Origin of the sequence: Enterobacter sp. V89_11 (assembly GCF_029967775.1) — a bacterium.
Taxonomy (GTDB): Bacteria; Pseudomonadota; Gammaproteobacteria; order Enterobacterales; family Enterobacteriaceae; genus Enterobacter; species Enterobacter ludwigii.
Window position 1 is genome coordinate 234831 of the sequence record NZ_JASCAN010000001.1, and the last position, 20994, is coordinate 255824.

General features: G+C 58.9%; 19 protein-coding genes. 8 read left to right on the plus strand and 11 right to left on the minus strand.

What is annotated here, in order from left to right; genetic code table 11:
* Positions 1–7 precede the first annotated feature (7 nt).
* Complete coding sequence (gene nrdB, locus QLG09_RS00985; RefSeq protein ID WP_014170966.1) at positions 8–1138, plus strand: class Ia ribonucleoside-diphosphate reductase subunit beta; 1131 nt, start codon at positions 8–10, stop codon at positions 1136–1138.
* A complete protein-coding gene (yfaE, locus tag QLG09_RS00990; protein WP_049022326.1) occupies positions 1138–1392 on the plus strand; it encodes a class I ribonucleotide reductase maintenance protein YfaE in 255 nt (84 codons plus the stop codon). The genes nrdB and yfaE overlap by 1 nt, the downstream gene beginning before the upstream one ends.
* A 48-nt stretch (positions 1393–1440) precedes the next feature.
* On the opposite strand, the gene glpQ is transcribed toward yfaE, so the two are convergent.
* On the minus strand, positions 1441–2493 hold the full coding sequence (gene glpQ / locus QLG09_RS00995) for a glycerophosphodiester phosphodiesterase (RefSeq protein ID WP_032678598.1): 1053 nt from the start codon (positions 2491–2493) through the stop codon (positions 1441–1443).
* Positions 2494–2504: 11 nt separating this feature from the next.
* Positions 2505–3857 carry a glycerol-3-phosphate transporter gene (glpT, locus tag QLG09_RS01000; protein ID WP_020883160.1) on the minus strand — a complete coding sequence of 451 codons (1353 nt, stop codon included), beginning with the start codon at positions 3855–3857 and terminating at the stop codon, positions 2505–2507.
* A 255-nt stretch (positions 3858–4112) separates the two neighbouring features.
* Here glpT and glpA point away from each other — a divergent pair, with 255 nt between their 5' ends.
* The 3 genes from glpA to glpC are packed head-to-tail and all read left to right on the plus strand — an operon-like array spanning position 4113 to position 8135.
* Positions 4113–5741, plus strand: a complete 1629-nt coding sequence (glpA, locus tag QLG09_RS01005; RefSeq protein WP_032680569.1) for an anaerobic glycerol-3-phosphate dehydrogenase subunit A — start codon at positions 4113–4115, stop codon at positions 5739–5741.
* Positions 5731–6948: a glycerol-3-phosphate dehydrogenase subunit GlpB gene (gene glpB, locus QLG09_RS01010; RefSeq protein WP_049022322.1), complete on the plus strand. Its 1218-nt coding sequence runs from the start codon at positions 5731–5733 to the stop codon at positions 6946–6948. Before glpA ends, glpB begins: the two co-directional genes overlap by 11 nt.
* On the plus strand, positions 6945–8135 hold the full coding sequence (gene glpC / locus QLG09_RS01015) for an anaerobic glycerol-3-phosphate dehydrogenase subunit GlpC (protein ID WP_049022320.1): 1191 nt from the start codon (positions 6945–6947) through the stop codon (positions 8133–8135). The genes glpB and glpC overlap by 4 nt, the downstream gene beginning before the upstream one ends.
* Before the next feature lie 33 nt (positions 8136–8168).
* Here glpC and QLG09_RS01020 read toward each other — a convergent pair whose 3' ends face one another.
* From QLG09_RS01020 to tctD, 4 genes are all read right to left on the minus strand, one after another.
* Positions 8169–9368 (minus strand): nicotinamide mononucleotide deamidase-related protein YfaY, encoded by a 1200-nt coding sequence (locus QLG09_RS01020; protein WP_025203597.1) that lies wholly within the window; start codon positions 9366–9368, stop codon positions 8169–8171.
* A gap of 94 nt (positions 9369–9462) precedes the next feature.
* Positions 9463–10002, minus strand: a complete 540-nt coding sequence (locus QLG09_RS01025; RefSeq protein WP_049022318.1) for a YfaZ family outer membrane protein — start codon at positions 10000–10002, stop codon at positions 9463–9465.
* 129 nt (positions 10003–10131) lie between these two features.
* Positions 10132–11541, minus strand: a complete 1410-nt coding sequence (locus tag QLG09_RS01030) for a sensor histidine kinase (protein WP_049022316.1) — start codon at positions 11539–11541, stop codon at positions 10132–10134.
* Positions 11528–12202 carry a transcriptional regulator TctD gene (tctD, locus tag QLG09_RS01035; protein ID WP_014170976.1) on the minus strand — a complete coding sequence of 225 codons (675 nt, stop codon included), beginning with the start codon at positions 12200–12202 and terminating at the stop codon, positions 11528–11530. Before tctD ends, QLG09_RS01030 begins: the two co-directional genes overlap by 14 nt.
* A 150-nt stretch (positions 12203–12352) precedes the next feature.
* Here tctD and QLG09_RS01040 point away from each other — a divergent pair, with 150 nt between their 5' ends.
* The 3 genes from QLG09_RS01040 to QLG09_RS01050 are packed head-to-tail and all read left to right on the plus strand — an operon-like array spanning position 12353 to position 15302.
* Positions 12353–13333, plus strand: coding sequence for a tripartite tricarboxylate transporter substrate binding protein (locus tag QLG09_RS01040; protein WP_014170977.1), 981 nt, complete (start codon positions 12353–12355; stop codon positions 13331–13333).
* A gap of 11 nt (positions 13334–13344) precedes the next feature.
* The gene (locus QLG09_RS01045; RefSeq protein ID WP_049022313.1) at positions 13345–13776 is read left to right on the plus strand and encodes a tripartite tricarboxylate transporter TctB family protein; all 432 of its coding nucleotides are present in this window, start codon (positions 13345–13347) and stop codon (positions 13774–13776) included.
* 11 nt (positions 13777–13787) lie between these two features.
* Positions 13788–15302 (plus strand): tripartite tricarboxylate transporter permease, encoded by a 1515-nt coding sequence (locus tag QLG09_RS01050; RefSeq protein WP_014170979.1) that lies wholly within the window; start codon positions 13788–13790, stop codon positions 15300–15302.
* Here QLG09_RS01050 and menE read toward each other — a convergent pair whose 3' ends face one another.
* The 5 genes from menE to menD are packed head-to-tail and all read right to left on the minus strand — an operon-like array spanning position 15303 to position 20923.
* A complete protein-coding gene (gene menE, locus QLG09_RS01055; RefSeq protein WP_063435194.1) occupies positions 15303–16664 on the minus strand; it encodes an o-succinylbenzoate--CoA ligase in 1362 nt (453 codons plus the stop codon).
* Positions 16661–17626 (minus strand): o-succinylbenzoate synthase, encoded by a 966-nt coding sequence (gene menC, locus QLG09_RS01060; protein ID WP_049022773.1) that lies wholly within the window; start codon positions 17624–17626, stop codon positions 16661–16663. The genes menE and menC overlap by 4 nt, the downstream gene beginning before the upstream one ends.
* Positions 17626–18483, minus strand: a complete 858-nt coding sequence (gene menB, locus QLG09_RS01065; protein ID WP_014170982.1) for a 1,4-dihydroxy-2-naphthoyl-CoA synthase — start codon at positions 18481–18483, stop codon at positions 17626–17628. The genes menC and menB overlap by 1 nt, the downstream gene beginning before the upstream one ends.
* Complete coding sequence (gene menH, locus QLG09_RS01070) at positions 18480–19256, minus strand: 2-succinyl-6-hydroxy-2,4-cyclohexadiene-1-carboxylate synthase (protein ID WP_049022772.1); 777 nt, start codon at positions 19254–19256, stop codon at positions 18480–18482. The genes menB and menH overlap by 4 nt, the downstream gene beginning before the upstream one ends.
* Entirely contained in the window at positions 19253–20923 is a 1671-nt protein-coding gene (menD, locus tag QLG09_RS01075; RefSeq protein ID WP_049022771.1) for a 2-succinyl-5-enolpyruvyl-6-hydroxy-3-cyclohexene-1-carboxylic-acid synthase, read from the minus strand. Before menD ends, menH begins: the two co-directional genes overlap by 4 nt.
* Positions 20924–20994: the final 71 nt, after the last annotated feature.

The following is a 20994-nucleotide window of genomic DNA, read 5'->3' on the forward strand; positions in this document are numbered from 1 at the left end:
CCAATTCATGGCATACACCACCTTTTCACAGACGAAAAACGACCAGCTCAAAGAGCCGATGTTCTTCGGGCAACCGGTCAACGTGGCACGCTACGATCAGCAAAAATATGACATCTTCGAAAAGCTGATTGAAAAGCAACTCTCCTTCTTCTGGCGCCCGGAAGAAGTTGACGTCTCTCGCGATCGTATCGATTTCCAGGCGTTGCCGGAGCACGAAAAGCATATCTTCATCAGCAACCTGAAGTACCAGACGCTGCTGGACTCCATTCAGGGCCGTAGCCCGAACGTGGCGCTGCTGCCGCTGATCTCCATTCCGGAGCTGGAAACCTGGGTGGAAACCTGGGCGTTTTCTGAGACCATCCACTCCCGCTCTTACACCCACATTATCCGCAACATCGTTAACGATCCGGCGGTGGTGTTTGACGATATCGTCACTAACGAGCAGATCCAGAAACGTGCTGAAGGTATTGCGCACTACTACGACGAACTGATCGAGATGACCAGCTACTGGCATCTGCTGGGCGAAGGCACCCACACCGTGAACGGCAAAACCGTCACCGTGAGCCTGCGCGCGCTGAAGAAACAGCTTTACCTGTGCCTGATGAGCGTTAACGCACTGGAAGCCATCCGCTTCTACGTGAGCTTCGCCTGCTCCTTCGCTTTTGCGGAACGCAAGCTGATGGAAGGTAATGCCAAAATCATCCGTCTGATCGCCCGTGACGAAGCCCTGCACCTGACCGGCACCCAGCATATGCTGAACCTGCTGCGCAGCGGTACAGACGATCCGGAGATGGCTGAGATTGCCGAAGAGTGCAAACAGGAGTGCTATGACCTGTTCGTGCTGGCTGCTCAGCAGGAGAAAGAGTGGGCAGACTACCTGTTCCGCGACGGCTCCATGATTGGCCTGAACAAAGACATCCTGTGCCAGTATGTTGAGTACATCACCAACATCCGTATGCAGGCGGTCGGGCTTGAGCTGCCGTTCAAAACCCGCTCTAACCCAATTCCGTGGATCAACACCTGGCTGGTATCCGATAACGTGCAGGTTGCGCCACAGGAAGTGGAAGTCAGTTCTTATCTGGTCGGGCAGATTGACTCTGAAGTTAACACCGACGACCTGAGCGACTTCCAGCTCTGATGAGCCGCGTAACGCTTAGCCTTTCCGGTACCGAAGTGCTGTGCCAGGAAGAACACCCTTCCCTGTTGATTGCGCTTGAGGCGCATCAGGTTGAAGTGGAGTATCAATGCCGCTCAGGCTATTGCGGCTCATGTCGCTGCCGTTTAGTCGCCGGACAAGTGGACTGGCTGACCGAACCGCTGGCCTTCATCAACGAAGGTGAAATTTTGCCCTGCTGCTGCCGGGCAAAAGGCGATATAGAGATTGAGATGTAAACCGCCCCTCCGGGCGACATAAAAAAGGGCCTTACGGCCCTTTTTCTTTTACTTCAAAAACTGCACGGCTTTATCCGGGAAATCGGTGAACAGCCCGTCCACCCCGGCCTGGTTATACAGCACGTCGTACAGCTGGTTTACGTCCGTCGCATAAGCCGGTAGCTGGTCCGCACGCACCGTATACGGATGAACCTGCATATGGCTGGCATGCGCCTCTTTCACCATTGCCGTCAGCTTGACGTGGCCCGGCGTTGAGCCTTCCGCCACCAGCATATGGTAATCCGGTCCGATACCGTCGGCGTACTGCGCGATCTGTTTCATTGCGCCCGGCTTAAACATCCAGTCGTAGTTGTAATTCACCCACGTGCCGTCGGGCTGTTTCTCCTGAGTTTCATTCCAGTCGGTGTAGGCAATCAGCTGTACCAGATTGAGATCCATCCCTCTCTTTGGCGCCAGCTCGGTTTTAATGCGCTTCAGCTCAGCGGCGTCAAAACACTGCAGATAGACTTTGTCGCGCTTGCTGGTGTAGCCGTACTTTTTCAGCACGTCCAGCGTCTTCGCGGCAATGTCCTTCCCTTCCTGATGGTGGAACCACGGCGCTTTTATCTCCGGGTAGATGCCGATGTTTTTCCCGGTTGAGTGGTTCAGTCCCTGAACAAACTCAATCTCTTCTTCGAAGGTATGAATGCGAAAATCAGATTTACCCATCGGGAAACGTCCCGGATAGACCTGCACCTTCTTGCCGTTTTCAACCTCGAAACCCTCGGTAAACTTCAGCGAACGAATCTCATCCAGCGTAAAGTCAATGGCGTAGTAGCGACCATCTTTGCGGGCGCGGGCCGGAAAACGCTCAGCCACGTCCGTCACGCGGTCAAGATAGTGGTCATGAAGGACGACCAGCTGATCGTCACGGGTCATCACCAGATCCTGCTCGAGATAATCTGCCCCCTGCGCATAGGCCATCGCTTTTGCCGGGAGCGTGTGCTCTGGCAGATAGCCGCTTGCGCCGCGATGGGCGATAACCATTTTCTCGTTAGCCAGCGCTGAGCCTGTCATCAGGCCCGCCAGCAGCAGGCCCGTTGCTACGTAAGTTAATTTCATCAGCCTTCTCCTTATTGACGACGCGCCTGCATTTCGGCGTGATGACGTTTTTCACCAATCATCACCACAATCAACAGCAGCACCGCCAGCACGCTACCGCCAATCATCACCATAAAGCCGCCGTCCCAGCCGAAGAAGTCAACGGTGTAGCCCACAATGGCGCTCGCCGCGACCGAACCGCCCAGGTAACCGAACAGACCGGTAAAGCCGGCTGCCGTACCTGCCGCTTTCTTCGGCGCCAGCTCCAGGGCATGCAGACCAATCAGCATAACCGGGCCGTAAATCAGGAAGCCGATAACGATCATACAGGCCATATCGACTGACGGGTTACCCGGCGGGTTGAGCCAGTAAACCACGGTGGCAATGGTCACCAGCGTCATAAAGAAGACGCCCGTCGCACCACGGTTACCCCGGAACACTTTGTCCGACATCCAGCCGCAAATCAGCGTCCCCGGGATCCCGGCGTACTCATAGAGGAAGTAAGCCCAGGAGGATTTATCCAGCGCGAAATGCTTCACCTCTTTCAGATAGGTAGGTGACCAGTCGAGGATGCCGTAACGCAGCAGGTACACGAAGACGTTGGCCACCGCGATATACCACAGCAGTTTGTTGGGCAGGACGTACTTCATGAAGATCTGTTTGGCCGTCAGCTCTTCTTCATGCTGCTCGCTGTAATCATCCGGATAGTCGTTTTTGTACTCTTCAATCGGCGGCAGGCCACAGGACTGCGGCGTGTCACGCATCAGGGCGAAAGCGATAACCGCCACCAGAATGGCACCAAAGGCAGGCATATAAAGCGCGGCTTTCCAGTCGTTAAACCACGCCATCCCCAGCAGGAACAGCAGAGGTGGAATACCGCCACCGACGTTATGCGCGCAGTTCCACACCGACACGATGCCGCCACGCTCTTTCTGCGACCACCAGTGCACCATGGTGCGCCCGCACGGCGGCCACCCCATTCCCTGGAACCAGCCACAGAGGAACAGCAGCACGAACATCACGGCGATGCTGGAGGTTGCCCATGGCACAAAGCCCATGAACAGCATCACCGCTGCCGCCAGGATCAGACCCGCAGGCAGGAATACGCGTGGATTCGAGCGATCGGACACTGAACCCATGATGAATTTGGAAAAACCGTAGGCGATAGAGATCCCCGACAGCGCGAACCCCAGATCGCCACGAGAAAAGCCCTGTTCCACCAGATACGGCATGGCGAGCGCAAAGTTTTTACGTACCAGGTAGTACGCCGCGTACCCGAAGAAGATCCCCAGGAAGATTTGCCAACGCAGACGACGGTATAGCGGATCAATTTCTGCCTCTGGCAGACGCGCCCGATGCGGCGCAGGTTTGAAGATACTGAGCATGACAGCCTCCGTGGCCAGGTATTGAATTTACAGGGGTTTAACTGCCCCACACTCCAGAGAGGCGGCGATGTTAAGAAATCACGGTGATTGTTACTGTGAATCAACGCACAAATTGTTACAGAAATATGACAATGTGCGCAGAAAAGCGCATGGAATCACGTTTCACTTTCGAATTTCGTTCGTTTATGTTCGAAATCAAACAAACCACAGTTTTGATGTGGCTAAATGGTAAAAAACGAACACAGAGGGATAACAATGACAATTCACGATCCTCGCTACAGCGATGTGATTATCATTGGCGGTGGCGCGACCGGCGCCGGCATCGCACGCGACTGCGCCCTGCGTGGGCTGAGCGTCACGCTTCTGGAGCGCCATGACATTGCGACGGGCGCAACCGGGCGCAATCATGGCCTGCTGCACAGTGGTGCCCGTTACGCGGTGACCGACCCCGAATCCGCGCGGGAATGCATTGCTGAAAACCAGATCCTCAGACGCATTGCCCGCCACTGCATTGAACCGACCAACGGTCTGTTCATTACGCTTCCCGAAGACGATCTCTCATTTCAGCCAACCTTTGTGACCGCCTGCCGCGCTGCAGGGATTGAGGCTGACGTCATCGACCCCGAACTCGCGCGTCGCCTGGAACCGTCTGTCAACCCGGCCCTTATCGGTGCGGTGAAGGTCCCGGACGGCACGGTTGACCCTTTCCGCCTGACCGCCGCGAACATGCTGGACGCCCGTGAACACGGCGCACAGGTTCTGACCGGGCAGGAAGTGATCGGGCTTATCCGGGAAGGGAACCGCGTCTGCGGCGTGCGTGTTTTTGATACGCAGTATAAGGAGCATGGCGAACTGTACGCCGCCGTGGTGGTCAACGCGGCGGGGATCTGGGGGCAACGCATCGCGGAGTACGCCGAGCTGTCTGTGCGCATGTTCCCGGCAAAAGGCTCGCTGCTGATCCTCGACCACCGCATTAACAACCACGTGATCAACCGTTGCCGCAAACCTTCTGATGCCGACATCCTGGTGCCGGGCGATACCATTTCGCTTATCGGCACCACCTCAACCCACGTGGACTATAGCGAGATTGATTACAACCGCGTGACCGCCGACGAGGTGGATATCCTGCTGCGCGAAGGGGAAAAGCTGGCTCCCGTGATGGCGCAGACCCGAATTCTTCGCGCCTATGCTGGCGTGCGCCCTCTGGTGGCGAGCGATAACGACCCGAGCGGGCGCAACGTCAGCCGTGGCATCGTGCTGCTCGACCACGCCGCACGCGATGGCCTGGACGGGTTTATCACCATCACCGGCGGCAAGCTGATGACCTACCGCCTGATGGCCGAGTGGGCAACCGATGCCGTCTGCCGCAAGCTGGGTAATAGCGAACGGTGTGTGACTGCAGAGCAACCTCTGCCTGGCTCGCGTCAGTCCACCGAGAAAACGCTGCAAAAAATCATCTCCCTTTCCGCCCCCCTGCGCGGTTCCGCCATCTATCGCCACGGAGACCGCACGCCGGTCTGGCTGGGGGAAGGACGGCTGAGCCGTAGCCTGGTGTGTGAATGCGAAGCCGTCACGGCGGGTGAAGTGCAATACGCCGTGGAGAATCTGACCGTCAACAGCCTGCTTGATTTACGTCGGCGCACCCGCGTGGGCATGGGCACCTGCCAGGGTGAGCTGTGCGCCTGCCGTGCCGCCGGGTTGTTACAACGTTTTCATACCACCACTGCCACCCAGTCGCTGGCACAACTCAGTGATTTCCTGAACGAACGCTGGAAAGGCATTCAGCCTGTCGCCTGGGGTGATGCCCTGCGTGAAAGCGAGTTTACCCGCTGGGTCTACCAGGGGCTGTGCGGTCTTGAGAAGGAGCAACAGGATGAAATTTGATACCGTGATTGTCGGTGGTGGGCTGGCGGGTCTGCTCTGTGGTATCAGGCTAACGAAGCAGGGGCTGCGCTGCGCCATCATCACCCGGGGCCAGAGCGCATTGCACTTCTCGTCGGGTTCTCTGGATCTGCTGGATGAGGCATATCGCGATGCCCTGCCGCCAGAGCATCCCTATAACCTGACGGGCAGAGACACCGTCGACCGCTTCGCCCATGAAGCCGAAACCCTTCTGGCCGAGTGCGGCGCACGGCTGCAGGGTAACGCCCGGAAAAATCATCATCGGGTTACTCCGCTCGGCACCCTGCGCTCTGCCTGGCTCAGCCCGGAAGAGGTGCCTGTTGCCCCCTTCAACGCAGGACGGGTCCTGGTCGTGGGTATTAGCGGTTTTCTTGATTTTCAGCCCCACCTCGCTGCGGCATCGCTCTGTCGCCAGGGCGTGAACGCACAAACGGCTGAGATAGAGCTTCCTGAGCTTGACGTCCTGCGCGACAACCCGAGCGAGTTTCGCGCGGTGAATATTGCCCGTTTTCTCGATAACGACGATAAATGGCCGCTGCTGTATGCCGCGCTCCGGCCACTGGCCGAAGGTTGCGACACGCTGTTTATGCCCGCCTGCTTTGGCTTAAGCGACAATCGGCTCTGGCGCTGGCTCTCGGATCGCCTGCCCTGCTCGCTTGGCCTGCTGCCGACGCTTCCCCCTTCTGTTCCCGGCATTCGCCTGCATACCCAGCTTCAGCGGCGGTTTATCGCTCAGGGTGGCGTGTGGATGGCGGGTGACGAGGTGAAAAAAATCACCCTGACGGATGGCTCGGTGAGCGAAGTCTGGACGCGTAATCACGCTGATATTCCGCTTCGCGCGCGTTATGCGGTGCTGGCAAGCGGCAGTTTCTTCAGCAACGGGCTGCTGAGCCGTCGGGACGGCATTCAGGAGGCCATTATGGGGCTGGATGTCCGGCAAACGCCCTCCCGCGCGGACTGGTATCAGAGTGATTTCTTCACCCCACAACCCTGGCAGCAGTTCGGCGTGATTGTCGATAAGCAGCTACACCCGCAACTTTCTGGTCAGCCGGTCAGTAATCTCTATGCCATTGGCTCTCTTCTGGGGGGATACGATCCCATCGCTCAGGGTTGCGGCGGCGGGGTCTGCGCCATCACGGCGCTGTATGTGGCAGAGCAAATTGGCCAGCGCATGGAGGCTGAGCAATGAACGATACCCGGTTTGAAAGCTGCATCAAATGCACAGTTTGTACCACCGTCTGCCCGGTCAGCGGTGTGAATCCGCGCTACCCGGGCCCGAAACAGGCCGGACCTGACGGCGAGCGCCTGCGTCTTAAAGACGGTGCGCTGTACGATGAGGCGCTGAAATACTGCATCAACTGTAAACGTTGCGAAGTGGCCTGTCCGTCGGACGTGAAGATCGGCGATATCATCCAGCGAGCCCGCGCGCGTTACAGCACGCAAAAGCCGTCCCTGCGCGATGCGATCCTGAGTCACACCGACCTGATGGGCAGTGTCTCCACGCCTTTTGCCCCGCTGGTGAATGCTGCAACGTCTCTCAAGCCGGTGCGAAAACTGCTGGATGCGACGCTGAAGATAGACCACCACCGCAGCCTGCCAAAATACTCTCACGGTACGTTCCGGCGCTGGTATACATCCGTGGCAGCGGAACAGGCGCAGTACACCGATCAGGTCGCGTTCTTCCACGGCTGCTATGTCAACTACAACCACCCGCAACTGGGAAAAGATCTGCTGAAGGTACTCAACGCGATGGGGACCGGCGTGCAGCTCCTGAATAAAGAGAAGTGCTGCGGTGTGCCGTTGATTGCCAACGGTTTTACCGATAATGCGCGCAAACAAGCCAAAAGCAACGTCACGTCCCTGCGCGAGGCCATCGTTGATAAAGGAATTCCGGTGCTGGCCACCTCGTCCACCTGTACCTTCACCCTGCGTGATGAGTATCCGCACCTGCTGGACGTGGATAACACCGGTCTGCGCGAGCACATTGAGCTGGCGACGCGTTTCCTGTGGCGCAAACTGGACAGCGGGCAGACGCTGCCGCTGCGGGAACTACCGCTGAAAGTGGTGTATCACACACCGTGTCATATGGAGAAAATGGGCTGGTCGCTCTATACGCTTGAGCTGTTGCGGCTCATTCCGGGGCTGGAGCTGACGGTGCTGGACTCGCGCTGCTGCGGCATCGCGGGCACTTACGGTTTTAAGCGAGAAAACTACGAAACGTCACAGGCGATCGGCGCCCCGCTGTTTCGCCAGATTGAAGAGAGCGGCGCAGATATCGTGGTCACCGACTGCGAAACCTGCAAGTGGCAGATAGAGATGTCTACCAGCAAGCGCTGCGAGCATCCGATCACTCTGCTGGCGAAGGCGCTGGGCTAAACCGTGCCGGGGCAAAACGCCCCGGCAAAGACATCACTCAACAAACAGCGATTCGACAACATTAATCCAGCCGTGCTCGCTGGCCACCTCTTTACCCATCAGCCAGCGGCGCAGCATGTTCAGCGCCATCATAGCGCAGACCTCCTGACGTACCGCCAGACTGTGGCGGGTAATGCTCATTTTAACCCGCAAAGCATACGTGCCTTCCGGCGTCGCCAGCGCAAAGTTGAGATGTTCCTCATCCAGCCCCCCCACAAACAGCGCCAGGCCAGCAAAATGTTTCACCCTTCTTTCCGAAGCCCAGCGCGCGGTCTGCGCCAGTGTTTCCTGCTGGAACGGCACCACTTCACTTGCCAACAGCGGCGCACTGGCGCGCGACAGCTGTAGCGCCAGCAGGCCGCCGGTGAACTGTTCGCTTAAGGTCACGCTCAGCTGGCGAGACTGCAGATGCGACGCAATCTGCGCCGGCAGCCCCTCGGTGCCTTCAAAGATCAGGCTTTCACCTGCCACGCGCTGCACCTCCGGCCAGAGCGCCAGCATCGCCGCCTTCTCTGAGGCCGGTCCTGTCAGCTTGAGTTCAATGATGGGCATGGAGGAGCGGTAGCCCATTGAGACACCGGGTGGCAGGGAGAGATGATCAAGACTCTGGGCCAGATCGCTTTCGGAACGGCCAAACGTGGTCAGACGCAGGCAGAGCGGAGGCTCAGGCAGGGTAAAACGTTCGCGAAGGCGCGGCAGGATCTGCTGCTCGACCATCACTTTAAATTCTGACGGTACGCCCGGCGTGAAGAACATCAGGCAGCGGTTCAGCGTAATGGCAAACCCACACGCGGTACCCACGGGGTTATCGACCAGTTCGGCGCTGGCGGGAATTTCCGCCTGCTTGCGGTTGCTGGGTGCCATAACACGGCCACGTTCGGAGAAGAAACGCTCCATCTGCGCCAGCCACTCTTCATGCAACACCAGCCCTTCACCTTTTGCGGTCGCGGCGGCCAGGGCGCTGAGATCGTCGCTGGTGGGACCGAGCCCGCCATTCACAATCAACACGTCGGCGTGTTCGCTACGCTCACGCAGCACATTCACCAGTGACTCAAGATTGTCGCCCACCGTATTGCGGCGCGTTAACGGTAATCCTTGCTCAAAGAAAAGATCGGCAAGCCAGGCAGCATTGGTATCAATAATTTGTCCATGCAGCACTTCGTCGCCGGTGGATAACATCTCCACGTTAATCATTGTGTTCTCCCGCTTATATGGTCAAAACACTATAGCGCAAATGGATGTCGGGAGAAGAGAGAAACTGGCGCGACAGAATGCCGCGCCGGCGTGATTAGAACCCTGCGCTGACCCCCACGTACGGGCCGTCAGCCAGTGCGTTGTCGCGGTTGCCGTCTTTACCCGCCAGGTTCAGATAGCGATAGCCTGCTTCAATCGTAATCGGACGCATGATGGTCCAGCGCGCGCCCGCGTTGGCTTCTTCATAGCTGTCGATACCGCTGGAGAGCGAATCCGGTGAGTAGTAATACTCGCCGAACAGGCCGAAGCTATCGCCAATTTTCCACTGCAGGCCGCCGCCTACCGCCGCCGCGTAACCTTCATCACCGTCGTTCGGGTTAGTGTAAATCCCCTTACCGCCCACGGTAGCCAGGAACGGGCCAAGCGGAATGTTCAGACCCAGGCCGAGGCTTGCCGCATCGCCATCGTCATCGTTATGCGTCCAGCCGCCGGTCATCGCCAGACCGGAGGTCTCGGTCCCAAGGCCAAAGCCGAGGTGAGTATAATCCTGACCCGCCGAGCCGTTGAAGCTGATAGCGCTCGCCGCCGAAGAAACAACCATCAGGCCTAAGCCCACTAATGCCACTTTTTTCATTGTCGTGATCCCGCACAATTTTATAGAGAAGTCCCAAAACCGCGAGATTTTAACCTGAGTCGCCCGGGGATCAAGCACTCTGCGTGCGGCAGATAAGTAGTTTGTAACGATTTGATACCCGGTTTTTTTTTACGTGAGCAGCAGAAAACGCATTTTAACGCTCAGGCCACCCAGCGTTTCGCTGCGCGTCAGCTGCAAAGGACTTCGGTGCAGACGGGCAATATCAGCGGCCAGCGCCAGCCCGATCCCTGATCCGGCGGCATCTCCGACGTTATCCAGCCGGTGGAAAGGCAGCATCGCCTGCTGGATCTGGTCCTCTTCAATGCCCGGACCACTGTCCTCCACGCTCAGCTCAACGGCGCCCTGGCCTGTTCGCAGGAACACGGTCACTGTCCCTTCTGCAGGGGTATATTTGATCGCATTCTCCAGCAGGTTGGCGCACAACTCCCCCAGCAGCACTTCCTCGCCTTCGATCATGACCGGCTGCTGCCGACCGTCATAGCCCAGGTCAATCGCTTTACTGCGCGCCTGCGCCAGCCGGGAGAAGCAGCAGTTTTGCACCACCTGAACCAAATCCACCGGCGCAAACTGGCCCTCCCCCTGCTCCTTACGCTTCACAGCGGAAAGCTGCAGCAGCCGTTCGGTCAGTACAATGGTGTCATCCAGGGTCGCATTCATTGCCCGCAGGCTCTCCTGCCACAGGGCGGGATCCTGACGCATCAGGGCAACGGAGACCTGGGTTTTCAGCACCGCCAGCGGGGTTTTGAGCTGATGCGAGGCATCCGCGTTGAAACGTTCCTGACGCGACAGCACGCCGCGCAGCCTGTCGATATAGCGGTTGAACGCCACAATCAGCAGCCGGGTCTCAGACCAGGGCAACAACTCCGGCAGCGGCGCGAGCAGGCCTGGATCACGGCGCACCATCAGCGAAGAGAGCTGGCGCATTGGGCGCAGTACGCGACGCAACAACCACGCGGTCAGCACCAGGGTCAGCAGCACCAGCAATCCCTGAGAGACCCATGATGAAAAGAGCAACTGACTGGCGAGATAGCGGCGGGACTGGAGCGTCTCCGCAACATAAATCTCCGCCATGCCGACGATATTCCCTTCATTGACGGGCTGCAGCAGACGCGCGACACGGATCGCCTGCCCGCGGTATTCGGTGTGATAAAACCAGGCCAGCGCCGGATAGAGCGTGGTGCGGGATGTTGCCGGGGGCATCCGGGGCAGATCGTCATAACCCGAGATTACCCGCCCGTCGGGATCAACCACTTTATAATAGAGCCGGTCGTTCATATTGAGTTCAAAGCTGTCGAGCACCACCCAGGGTACATTCACGCCCAGCCTGCCGTCGTGAACCTCCAGCCGCTCCGATATTGTTCGGGCAGAGGATAACAGCGTGCGGTCGTAAGCCTGCGTGGCCGCCTGCAATGCGCTGACATAGCTGTTAAATGCCGACAACCCCCACAGTAACAGCAACGGAAGCCCAAGAAACAGCAGCAGCTGCAGGTAAAGCGACTGCGGCTTAACCCACCTCATCGCCGCACTCCAGCACATAACCCAGTCCGCGAAGGGTGGTGACCCTCACGCCGCTACCGCTGAGCTTTTTGCGCAGACGATGAATATAGAGATCGATACTCTCCGGGCTGACGTCGTCATTCAGGCTAAACACCTGATCGAACAGCTGCTGCCGGGAAACGGGGCGGGTCCGGCGATGCATCAACACCTTCAGTAGCGACAGTTCACGCGGCGTGAGCGACAGAGGCTCGTCGCGCAGCAGGAAAAAGCCTTCGTCGTCATATTCCAGCTCCCCAAGGCGCTGACGCTCCTGCGTTCGCCCTTCGCTTCTGCGCAACAGGGCGCGCAGCCGCGCGTCAAGCTCCTCCAGCTCAAACGGTTTCGGCAGATAATCATCCGCTCCGGCGTTGAGCCCTTTCACCCGGTCCGCCACGTTGCTGCGCGCGGTGAGAAACAGGACGGGCAGCGTCTGACCGCGTTTACGCAGACGATGCACGACCTCCAGACCGTCAAAGCCGGGCATGCCGATGTCCAGAATGGCAACCGCATAGCTTTCTCCCTGCAGCAGATGGTCGGCGGCGCGCCCGTCAGAAACGCAGTCCACGGCAAAGCCCTCCTGCACCAGCGCTTTCTCCAGCCAGTGAGCCAGCTCACGATTATCTTCCGCGAGTAAGAGACGCATATCACATCCTGTAAAGTTGGTGTCGCATTGAAAGGGAAATGAAAGGTTATTGTTTTAACAATCACGCAACGGAACCGCTACAAGGTGGTTCACATAATCAGAAAAAAGACCCGTACCCGTACTCCCGGAACTCCGGCGTGAGGATAAACGATGAAAAAACAACTACTTTCGACTCTTGCTGCAAGCGTATTGATGATAAGTGCCTCTGTCGTTCAGGCGCAGGATGCCCCGTCCCGCACCGAGTGCATTGCGCCGGCGAAACCCGGCGGCGGTTTCGATCTCACCTGCAAACTCATTCAGGTCAGCATGCTGGAGACCGGCGCTATCGCAAAACCCATGCGTGTGACCTATATGCCCGGCGGCGTGGGTGCCGTTGCGTACAACGCGATTGTCGCGCAACGCCCTGCGGAAGCCGGCACGGTGGTGGCTTTCTCCGGTGGCTCGCTGTTGAACTTGTCTCAGGGGAAGTTTGGCCGCTACGGCGTGGATGACGTGCGCTGGCTGGCAACCGTCGGTACCGACTACGGCATGATTGCCGTGCGCGCGGATTCACCGTGGAAATCCCTGAAAGACCTGCTGACCGCCATGGAAAAAGATCCGAACAGCGTGGTGATTGGCGCCGGTGCCTCCATAGGCAGCCAGGACTGGATGAAAGCCGCCCTGCTGGCACAGCAGGCGAAGGTTGATCCTCACAAGATGCGCTACGTGGCGTTTGAAGGGGGCGGCGAACCGGTGACGGCGCTGATGGGAAATCACGTTCAGGCGGTATCCGGCGATCTCAGTGAAATGGTGCCCTATCTGAACGGCGATAAAATCCGCGTGCTGGCGGTCTTCTCTGAGAACCGCCTGCCGGGCCAGCTGGCGAACGTCCCTACCGCAAAAGAACAGGGTTATGACCTGGTCTGGCCGATTATCCGCGGTTTCTTCGTCGGGCCAAAAGTGACCGATGCCGAATATCAGTGGTGGGTCGAAACCTTCAATAAACTCCAGCAGACCGAAGCGTTTAAAAAGCAGCGCGATCTGCGCGGGCTGTTTGAGTTCAACCTGAGCGGCAAGCCGCTGGATGAGTACGTCAAAAAACAGGTCAATGACTATCGCGAACAGGCGAAAGCCTTTGGCCTTGCCAAATAACCGGAGGCGGTATGAGCGATCGTATTTTTGCCGGGATTTGGCTGCTGCTCTGCGTCGGTGGGATGTTCGTCGCCTGGCAGATTCACAGCGAGTACAGCTATGAACCGGTGGGGCCGCGCCCCTTCCCGATGGGCATTGTTGGACTGATGCTGCTCTGCTCGGTGGCCCTGCTGCTCCGTCATCCGGATACCGTAGAGTGGCCACCGCGCCGTATTCTGCAGCGTCTGCTGGTGATGGTCATCGTTCTGCTGATGTACGCCTGGGGTTTTGAGTGGCTCGGCTTTCCGGTGGCAACCGCCATCCTGACGATGGTGATCGGCATACTGTTTAACGCCACCCTCCCGGCGGCGGGGATTTCCGGCGCGGTAATGGGGATCTTGCTGTGGTTTGCCTTTGACCGCCTGCTGGATGTGACCTTACCGCTCGGCGCATGGTTTAATTAACGGAGCACGCTATGGATACCTGGATTTATCTCTCGCAGGGGTTCGCCGTGGCGATGACCCCGGAAAACCTGGTGATAGCCCTGATCGGCTGCTTTGTCGGGACCATTGTGGGTCTGCTGCCCGGCCTTGGGCCGATTAACGGCGTTGCCATTTTACTCCCGCTGGCGTTTGCCCTGCATCTGCCTGCGGAATCGGCGCTGATCCTGCTGGCGACGGTGTATATCGGCTGTGAATATGGCGGGCGTATTTCCTCCATCCTGCTGAACGTGCCCGGCGATGCGGCGGCCATTATGACCGCGCTGGATGGCTATCCGATGGCACGGCAGGGTCGCGGTGGCGTGGCGCTGTCCATCTCCGCGGTCAGTTCGTTTTGTGGTTCACTGATTGCCATCGGCGGTATCATTCTGTTTGCCCCTGCGCTGGCCCAGTGGTCGCTGGCGTTTGGCCCGGCAGAGTATTTTGCGCTGATGGTCTTTGCCATCGCCTGTCTCGGCAGCATGATGGCGCAGAATCCGCTGAAATCGTTTTTGTCCGCGCTGATTGGCTTAGGGTTAGCCACCGTCGGCGTGGATGCCAACACCGGGGTTTATCGCTTTACCTTTGACAGCGTGCACCTTTCCGACGGCGTGCAGTTTATCGTGGTCGTGATTGGCCTGTTCTCGGTCTCTGAAATTTTATTGATGCTGGAACATACCAGCAGCGGACAGACGCTGGTGCGTAAAACGGGCCGCATGCTTTTCAGTGCCAAGGAGGGCGCACAGTGTATCGGCGCGACGCTGCGTTCGTCGGTGATTGGCTTCTTCGTCGGTATTCTACCGGGGGCCGGGGCCACCATCGCCAGCGCCATCACTTACATGACCGAGAAAAAGCTCAGCGGCAACAGTGACAGCTTCGGCAAGGGCGACATTCGCGGGGTAGCGGCCCCAGAGGCTGCGAATAACGCCTCGGCCTGCGGTTCGTTTATCCCGATGCTGACCCTTGGCGTGCCGGGCTCGGGCACCACGGCGGTGATGATGGGCGCGCTGACGCTCTATAACATTACGCCTGGACCGGCCATGTTTACCGAGCAGCCGGATATTGTCTGGGGGCTGATTGCAGCGCTGCTGATCGCCAACGTGATGCTGCTGGTCATGAACATTCCGCTGATTGGTCTGTTCACCCGGATGCTGACAATTCCCCTGTGGTTCCTGGTGCCGGCTATCGCGGCCGTCTCTGCGGTGGGGGTGTATGCGGTACACAGCACCACTTTCGATCTGGTGCTGATGGTGCTGCTTGGCGTACTGGGCTACATCCTGCGTAAGATGCACTTCCCGATGTCACCGCTGATTTTAGGCTTTGTGCTGGGAGAGATGCTGGAGCAGAACCTGCGCCGCGCCTTGTCCATCAGCAACGGCAATATGTCTATTCTGTGGGACAGCAGCGTGACGAAGGTGCTGTTAGCGATGGCCATTCTGGTGATTGTGGTTCCGCCGGTATTGCGTCTGCTGCGTCGCCGCCAGCGCAAACCGGCACCGGATATCGGTTGATTATCCTTTCAACAGACGGGTGACCCACTCTTTTAATGCCTGGCGGGAGATCTTAATCCCGCCATTTTTGAGCTCTGCCGGCAGCATCAGCCAGTGCACTGGCTGCTCAAAGCGCGCCAGTTTACCCTGTACCCACGCCGGGAAACCGGTGATATCGGTTCCCGGTTCACACTCCACCACCGCCACCGGACGCTGACCGAACTCGGCGTCATCGAGTGGGACGATAAACGCCTGGTTTATCTGCGGATGGCGGGCAATAACCCGCTCAAGGCTTTCCGGCTGGATCCCTTCGCCCCCGCTGAAAAAGAGGTTGTCCATTCGGCCAAGGATCGTCAGGCGCCCGTCATGCCATTCCCCGCGATCGCGGGTGGCAAACCAGCCCTGTGCATTGGTCAGCGGAATCAATGCACCGTCCCGCCAGTAACCTGCGGCCATACTTTGCGCTTTGATCCACACTTCACCGTCAACCACCCGCACCTCTCTGCCCGGCAGCGCAGCGCCGACGTCCGGTTCACCGTCCGCCTCTTTGGCACAAACCGTTGAGGCAAACTCCGTCAGACCGTAGCCACAGAAAGTGCGGATCCCCCGCTGGCCCGCCTGCTGAGTCAGGTCAACGGGGATCGCGGCCCCACCAAGCAGTACGGCTTTCAGCGCGGCAGGCTGATGTGCATTAAGCAGACGCCAGAGCTGCGTCGGTACCAGTGAGGCATGCGTACAGCCCTGCAGGGCCTGCGCCAGCGGCTGCTTCTCGCGGACGGTTAAGCGCGCGCCAGCCTGCAACCAGCGCCACAAAATCCCCTGCCCGGAGACATGAAACAGCGGCAGGGAGAGCAGCCAGTCGTCTTCATCGTCGTAGGGCATCAGCGAAAGCACGCCGCGCGCACTGGCAAGATGGGCGGCACAGGTATGGACCGCCGCCTTGGGTAAACCGGTTGAACCGGATGTCAGCGTCATGGAAGCCAGCCGCGACGGTTGCCACGCCACGCGACACCCGCCCGGCGCCTCGCGCATACTGAGCGCGACCAGCCCGTCGTAGACGCCGTCCAGCACCAGGGCAAAGCGCAGCGTCATCTGCGGGAGCAACACGTCCAGCAGCGGGTGCGGCAGCTGCGGGTTAACGGGAAGAATACGTGCCCCGCACTGAAGCAATGCCAGCCACGCCATCAGGGTTTGCGGGTGATTATGCGCCAGCAGCAGTACGCCGTCGCCCTCCTGCACACCCTGCAGCTGAAAGCCCGCGGCCAGTCTGTCGATGCGCGCACACAGCTGTTGCCAGCTGAGCGTCTCATCGTTCAGCCTCAGGGCCGGTTTATCAGCATACTGCGCGCACCAGTGTCGCCACGGCCAGTCGGTAAAACTCATAGCAACGGCTCCAGCCCCTCAACGTCAAGGAGCGGCAGCGTGCTGTCTGGCCACGGACGGATAAGCTGATTTTGCATCAGGTTCAGCGTATCGAGACCGGGGACAGTGTCTGGCGTTAACCAGGCGGCAATGCGCGCCAGTTGGGTTAGCCCCAGGCTGGACTCAATCGAAGAGCTAATGACCGCCGTCAGCCCGGCGGCATGGGCCGCCGCGACCTGTTCGCGTACCTTAGCAAGGCTGCCGGTCAAGGTCGGTTTAATAACCACCGCGCGGACACCCGGTTCGGCGACAAACGCAAAGCCGTCTTCACGCAGGCTTTCATCCCACGCGATGGCAATGCTGGTTTCACGGGCAAACGCCCGGGAATCGTCGCGAGTTTTACACGGCTCTTCCAGAAACGCGATACGACTGCGGTACGCCGGGTTTACGTACTTCGCGAACTGCTGCGCCTTCAGCGGCGTCCAGGCGCGGTTAGCATCCAGACGCAGATGCAGGTCGGGCAATGCTTCCAGTAAGAGGTTAGCGACCATCCCATCGCGTACCGCTTCATAGAGACCGACTTTGATTTTCGCCACTTTCTCGCCCGGCATGGCGGCGAGCAGCGCAAACAGCTCATCCGGATCGCCCGTACAGAGCGGTGCCGCGCGGTAATTAGCCTCTGCAGGCAAGCTACCGTCCAGCTCCGCCAGCGCGCAGCTAATACCAAAAGCCGTGGAACGCACCTCCGGTAACGCCGGGTTCGCGCCCTCACACCACTCACTGGCCCACGCCAGTAATACCGCCTGCGCGTCATCCAGCGATTCAAGGCTAAAGCCCGGCAGCGGCGAAATCTCGCCCCAGCCTTCCTGCTCGCCCTGCTGCAGATGCACCAGCATGCCATCACGGGTTTTTAACCGCCGTTCACGCAGCACCACGCCCGCGTCCATCGGTATCTGCCAGCGGTAAACCTGCGCGCGACGCATTACGGATTCCGTTTATATTTGCTGAAATCAGGCTGGCGTTTTTCGTTAAAGGCGTTGCGACCTTCCTGCCCTTCTTCGGTCATGTAGAACAGCATGGTGGCGTTACCTGCCAGCTCCTGCAGACCTGCCTGACCGTCACAGTCGGCATTCAGGGCCGCTTTCAGGCAGCGTAGCGCCATTGGGCTGTTTTGCAGCATTTCACGACACCAGCGCACGGTCTCTTTCTCGAGGTCGGCAATTGGCACCACGGTGTTCACCAGGCCCATATCCAGCGCTTCCTGAGCAGTGTACTGACGGCACAGGAACCAGATTTCGCGGGCTTTTTTCTGACCGACAATGCGAGCCATGTAGGAAGCCCCCCAGCCACCATCGAACGAACCCACTTTCGGGCCCGTCTGGCCAAAGATGGCGTTCTCTGCGGCAATGGTCAGGTCACACATCATGTGAAGCACATGGCCGCCGCCGATGGAGTAGCCTGCCACCATCGCCACCACCGGTTTTGGACAGGTGCGGATCTGGCGCTGGAAATCGAGCACGTTCAGGTGGTGAACGCCAGAGTCATCCTGGTATCCGCCGTAATCGCCGCGCACTTTCTGATCGCCACCGGCACAGAACGCTTTTTCACCTTCGCCGGTCAGGACGATAACACCGATGTTGTCGTCATAGCGCGCGTCTGCCAGCGCCTGAATCATCTCTTTGACGGTCAGCGGACGGAACGCGTTACGCACCTGCGGGCGGTTGATGGTGATTTTGGCAATGCCGTCTGCGGATTTGTGGTAACGAATGTCGGAGTAACCTTCGGAGCAGTCTTGCCATTCAACCGGCGCATAGAGCATGTGTTCATCAGGATAGATCATAGAGAGTCCTTTATTCGAAGACGCAGTATCTCAGCCAGACTCGCAGCAACCGCAGCGGGGTTTTCCCGGTGGGCGTTGTGTCCGGCATGGGGGATCGCATGGCGTACGGCGTGCAGTTCAGCCGCAAGGGCTTTGAACTTCTCATCACGTTCACCATATAAATAATCAAAAGCGACGTTGCAGGCGCTCAGTCCCGGACGCAAATCAGGCTGCACGGCCAGCGAGGTGGCCTCGAGCATCATCGCCAGAGTCGCGCCATTGTTCTGGCTACGCTGACGAATAAGCGCCTGCCGCTGAACGTCCGTCAGGGAAGCAAATACGGGTTGTCGGTACCAGTCAGTGAAAACCACGTCGAGTGCCTCGGTACGAAAGCGCCGCGCCCAGCGGCGATCGGATGCCAGCCGCGCACTCCGCTCACCGGCGTCCTGTAGCCCGGGATGGCCGCCTTCCACAATAATGCCCTTCAGCCCCTCTGGCTGCTGGCAGGCATGGAACATCGCAATGCGGCCGCCGAGGGAATACCCCACCAGCCAGAAATTCAGTATGTTGTAACTAAGCAGGGTTCGGGTCAGCAAATCGCTCATCTCCTCGAACCCGGTCACGCCAGTATTGCCGGAATCACCGTGCCCCGGCAGGTCGAGATACAGCTGCGGGTAATCGCTCAGCGCCGCCCCGACCGTCTGCCACTCACGGCAATCCCCGGAAAAACCGTGCAAAAAGACCAGCCAGGGATAACCTGGCTTTCCAGCCTGCTGCACGCCCGCGAGGATCACAGGTGGCTTACCTGGGCCAGCAGGCTTTGCAGTTTCTGCGCGCCGTCAGCATCGTTCACCACCAGCTCGATCAGCGTCGCACCGGGCTGTCGCCAGGCGCTGCTCAGGGCCGCATCAAGCGCTTCCCAGCTTTCCGGGCGATGGTATTTCAGGCTGAACATTGCCGCGGCGTGTTCAAACTGCACGTTCTGGGGCATCAGATAGAAACGCTCACGTTCGCTCTGCGGGGTGGGCAGCAGGGAGAAAATCTGTCCACCGTTGTTGTTAACCACAATCAGCACAAACGGTGCCGAAACCTGACGCAGCAGCGCCAGGGCATTGAGGTCGTACAGCGCGGAGAGATCGCCAACGATTGCCAGCGTAGACTTCGCGCTGGCACGCTGTACGCCCGCCGCCGTGGAGATCAACCCGTCAATGCCGCTGGCCCCCCGGTTACTGTAGACCGGGTAACCGGCTGGCAGCTTTGAAAAGGCATCTATCAGGCGAACCACCAGGCTATTGCCGACAAAGAGCTGCCCCTGCTCGGGCAGATACTGACGAATACGGTGTGCCAGCCCGGCCTCACTGAATGCTTCGCAGCTCGCCTGGGTTAACGTCCAGGCCTGTTCCGAAAGCGCCGGGATCGCAACGGCCCAGGGCTTGCGTTTTTCAGCCGGATGGAGCGCAAGCCAGGTATCAATCTCACTGACCAGACGACGACCACGATGGTGTGCCGGGTCGAGCCGCCCGTCCAGCGAGTCCACCAGCCAGTACTCTTCTGGATCACAGGTTGCCTGCCACTGCAGTAACCGTTTACCGGTCAGGCTTGAGCCGAGCTGGACAATAATCTGCGCCTGCGAAAGCTCGGTGACCGCCTTCGCATTCCCCAGCCAGAGGTCGGCACACGGCAGCGGCTGACCGGTCTGGGAAAGCACGTCGCCAATCAGCGGCCAGCCAAGGGTTTGCGCCCATTCCGCAACCAGCTTGCCTTGCGCGGCGCTCATGCGCCCGGCAACCACCACGCCACGCTTCTGCCGCCAGAAGAACCAGTCACGTTGTCTGGCGCTTTCAGGATGCGGTTGTGCACGCAGCCACGGCTTTTCACTTTGCCACCACTCACCCAGGGTGCGCTGCCATTCAAGACCGGTGTCATCCATTTCACCATACAGCGGTTCGGCAAACGGACAGTTAATATGCAGCGCCCCGCTGCGCAGTGTCCCGATGACATGATCGATTGTCGAGACCAGCCAGCTTGCCGGAATATCCTGAGTAGGACGCGGTAGCGCGATTGCCTGTGAAGGATGCGAGGCAAAGATGCCCGGCTGACGAATGGCCTGGTTGGCGCCACAGTCGATAAGCTCGGGGGGACGATCCGCGGTCAGCAGGATCAGTTTCTCCCCGGTTAATCCGGCTTCGATCAGCGCCGGATAGAGGTTTGCCACCGCGGTACCGGAGGTCACAATCACCGCCACAGGCTCGTTGCTGACTTTCGCCAGCCCCAGCGCCAGATGGCCAAGCCCGCGTTCATCAAAATGAGTGTGGTGAATAAATGCCCGGTTTTCAGCGGCCGCCAGCGTCAGCGGCGTTGAACGAGAACCCGGTGCAATACACACGTGCCTGACGCCATGGCGAGTCAGGGCTTCAAGGATCACCGCCGCCCAGCGTCGGTTAAAAGAACTTACTGACATGAGATTGTCCGGTATCAAGAATGCGACACAGTATAAATAATAGAAAAAATTGGAATTTTGATATGAATCGG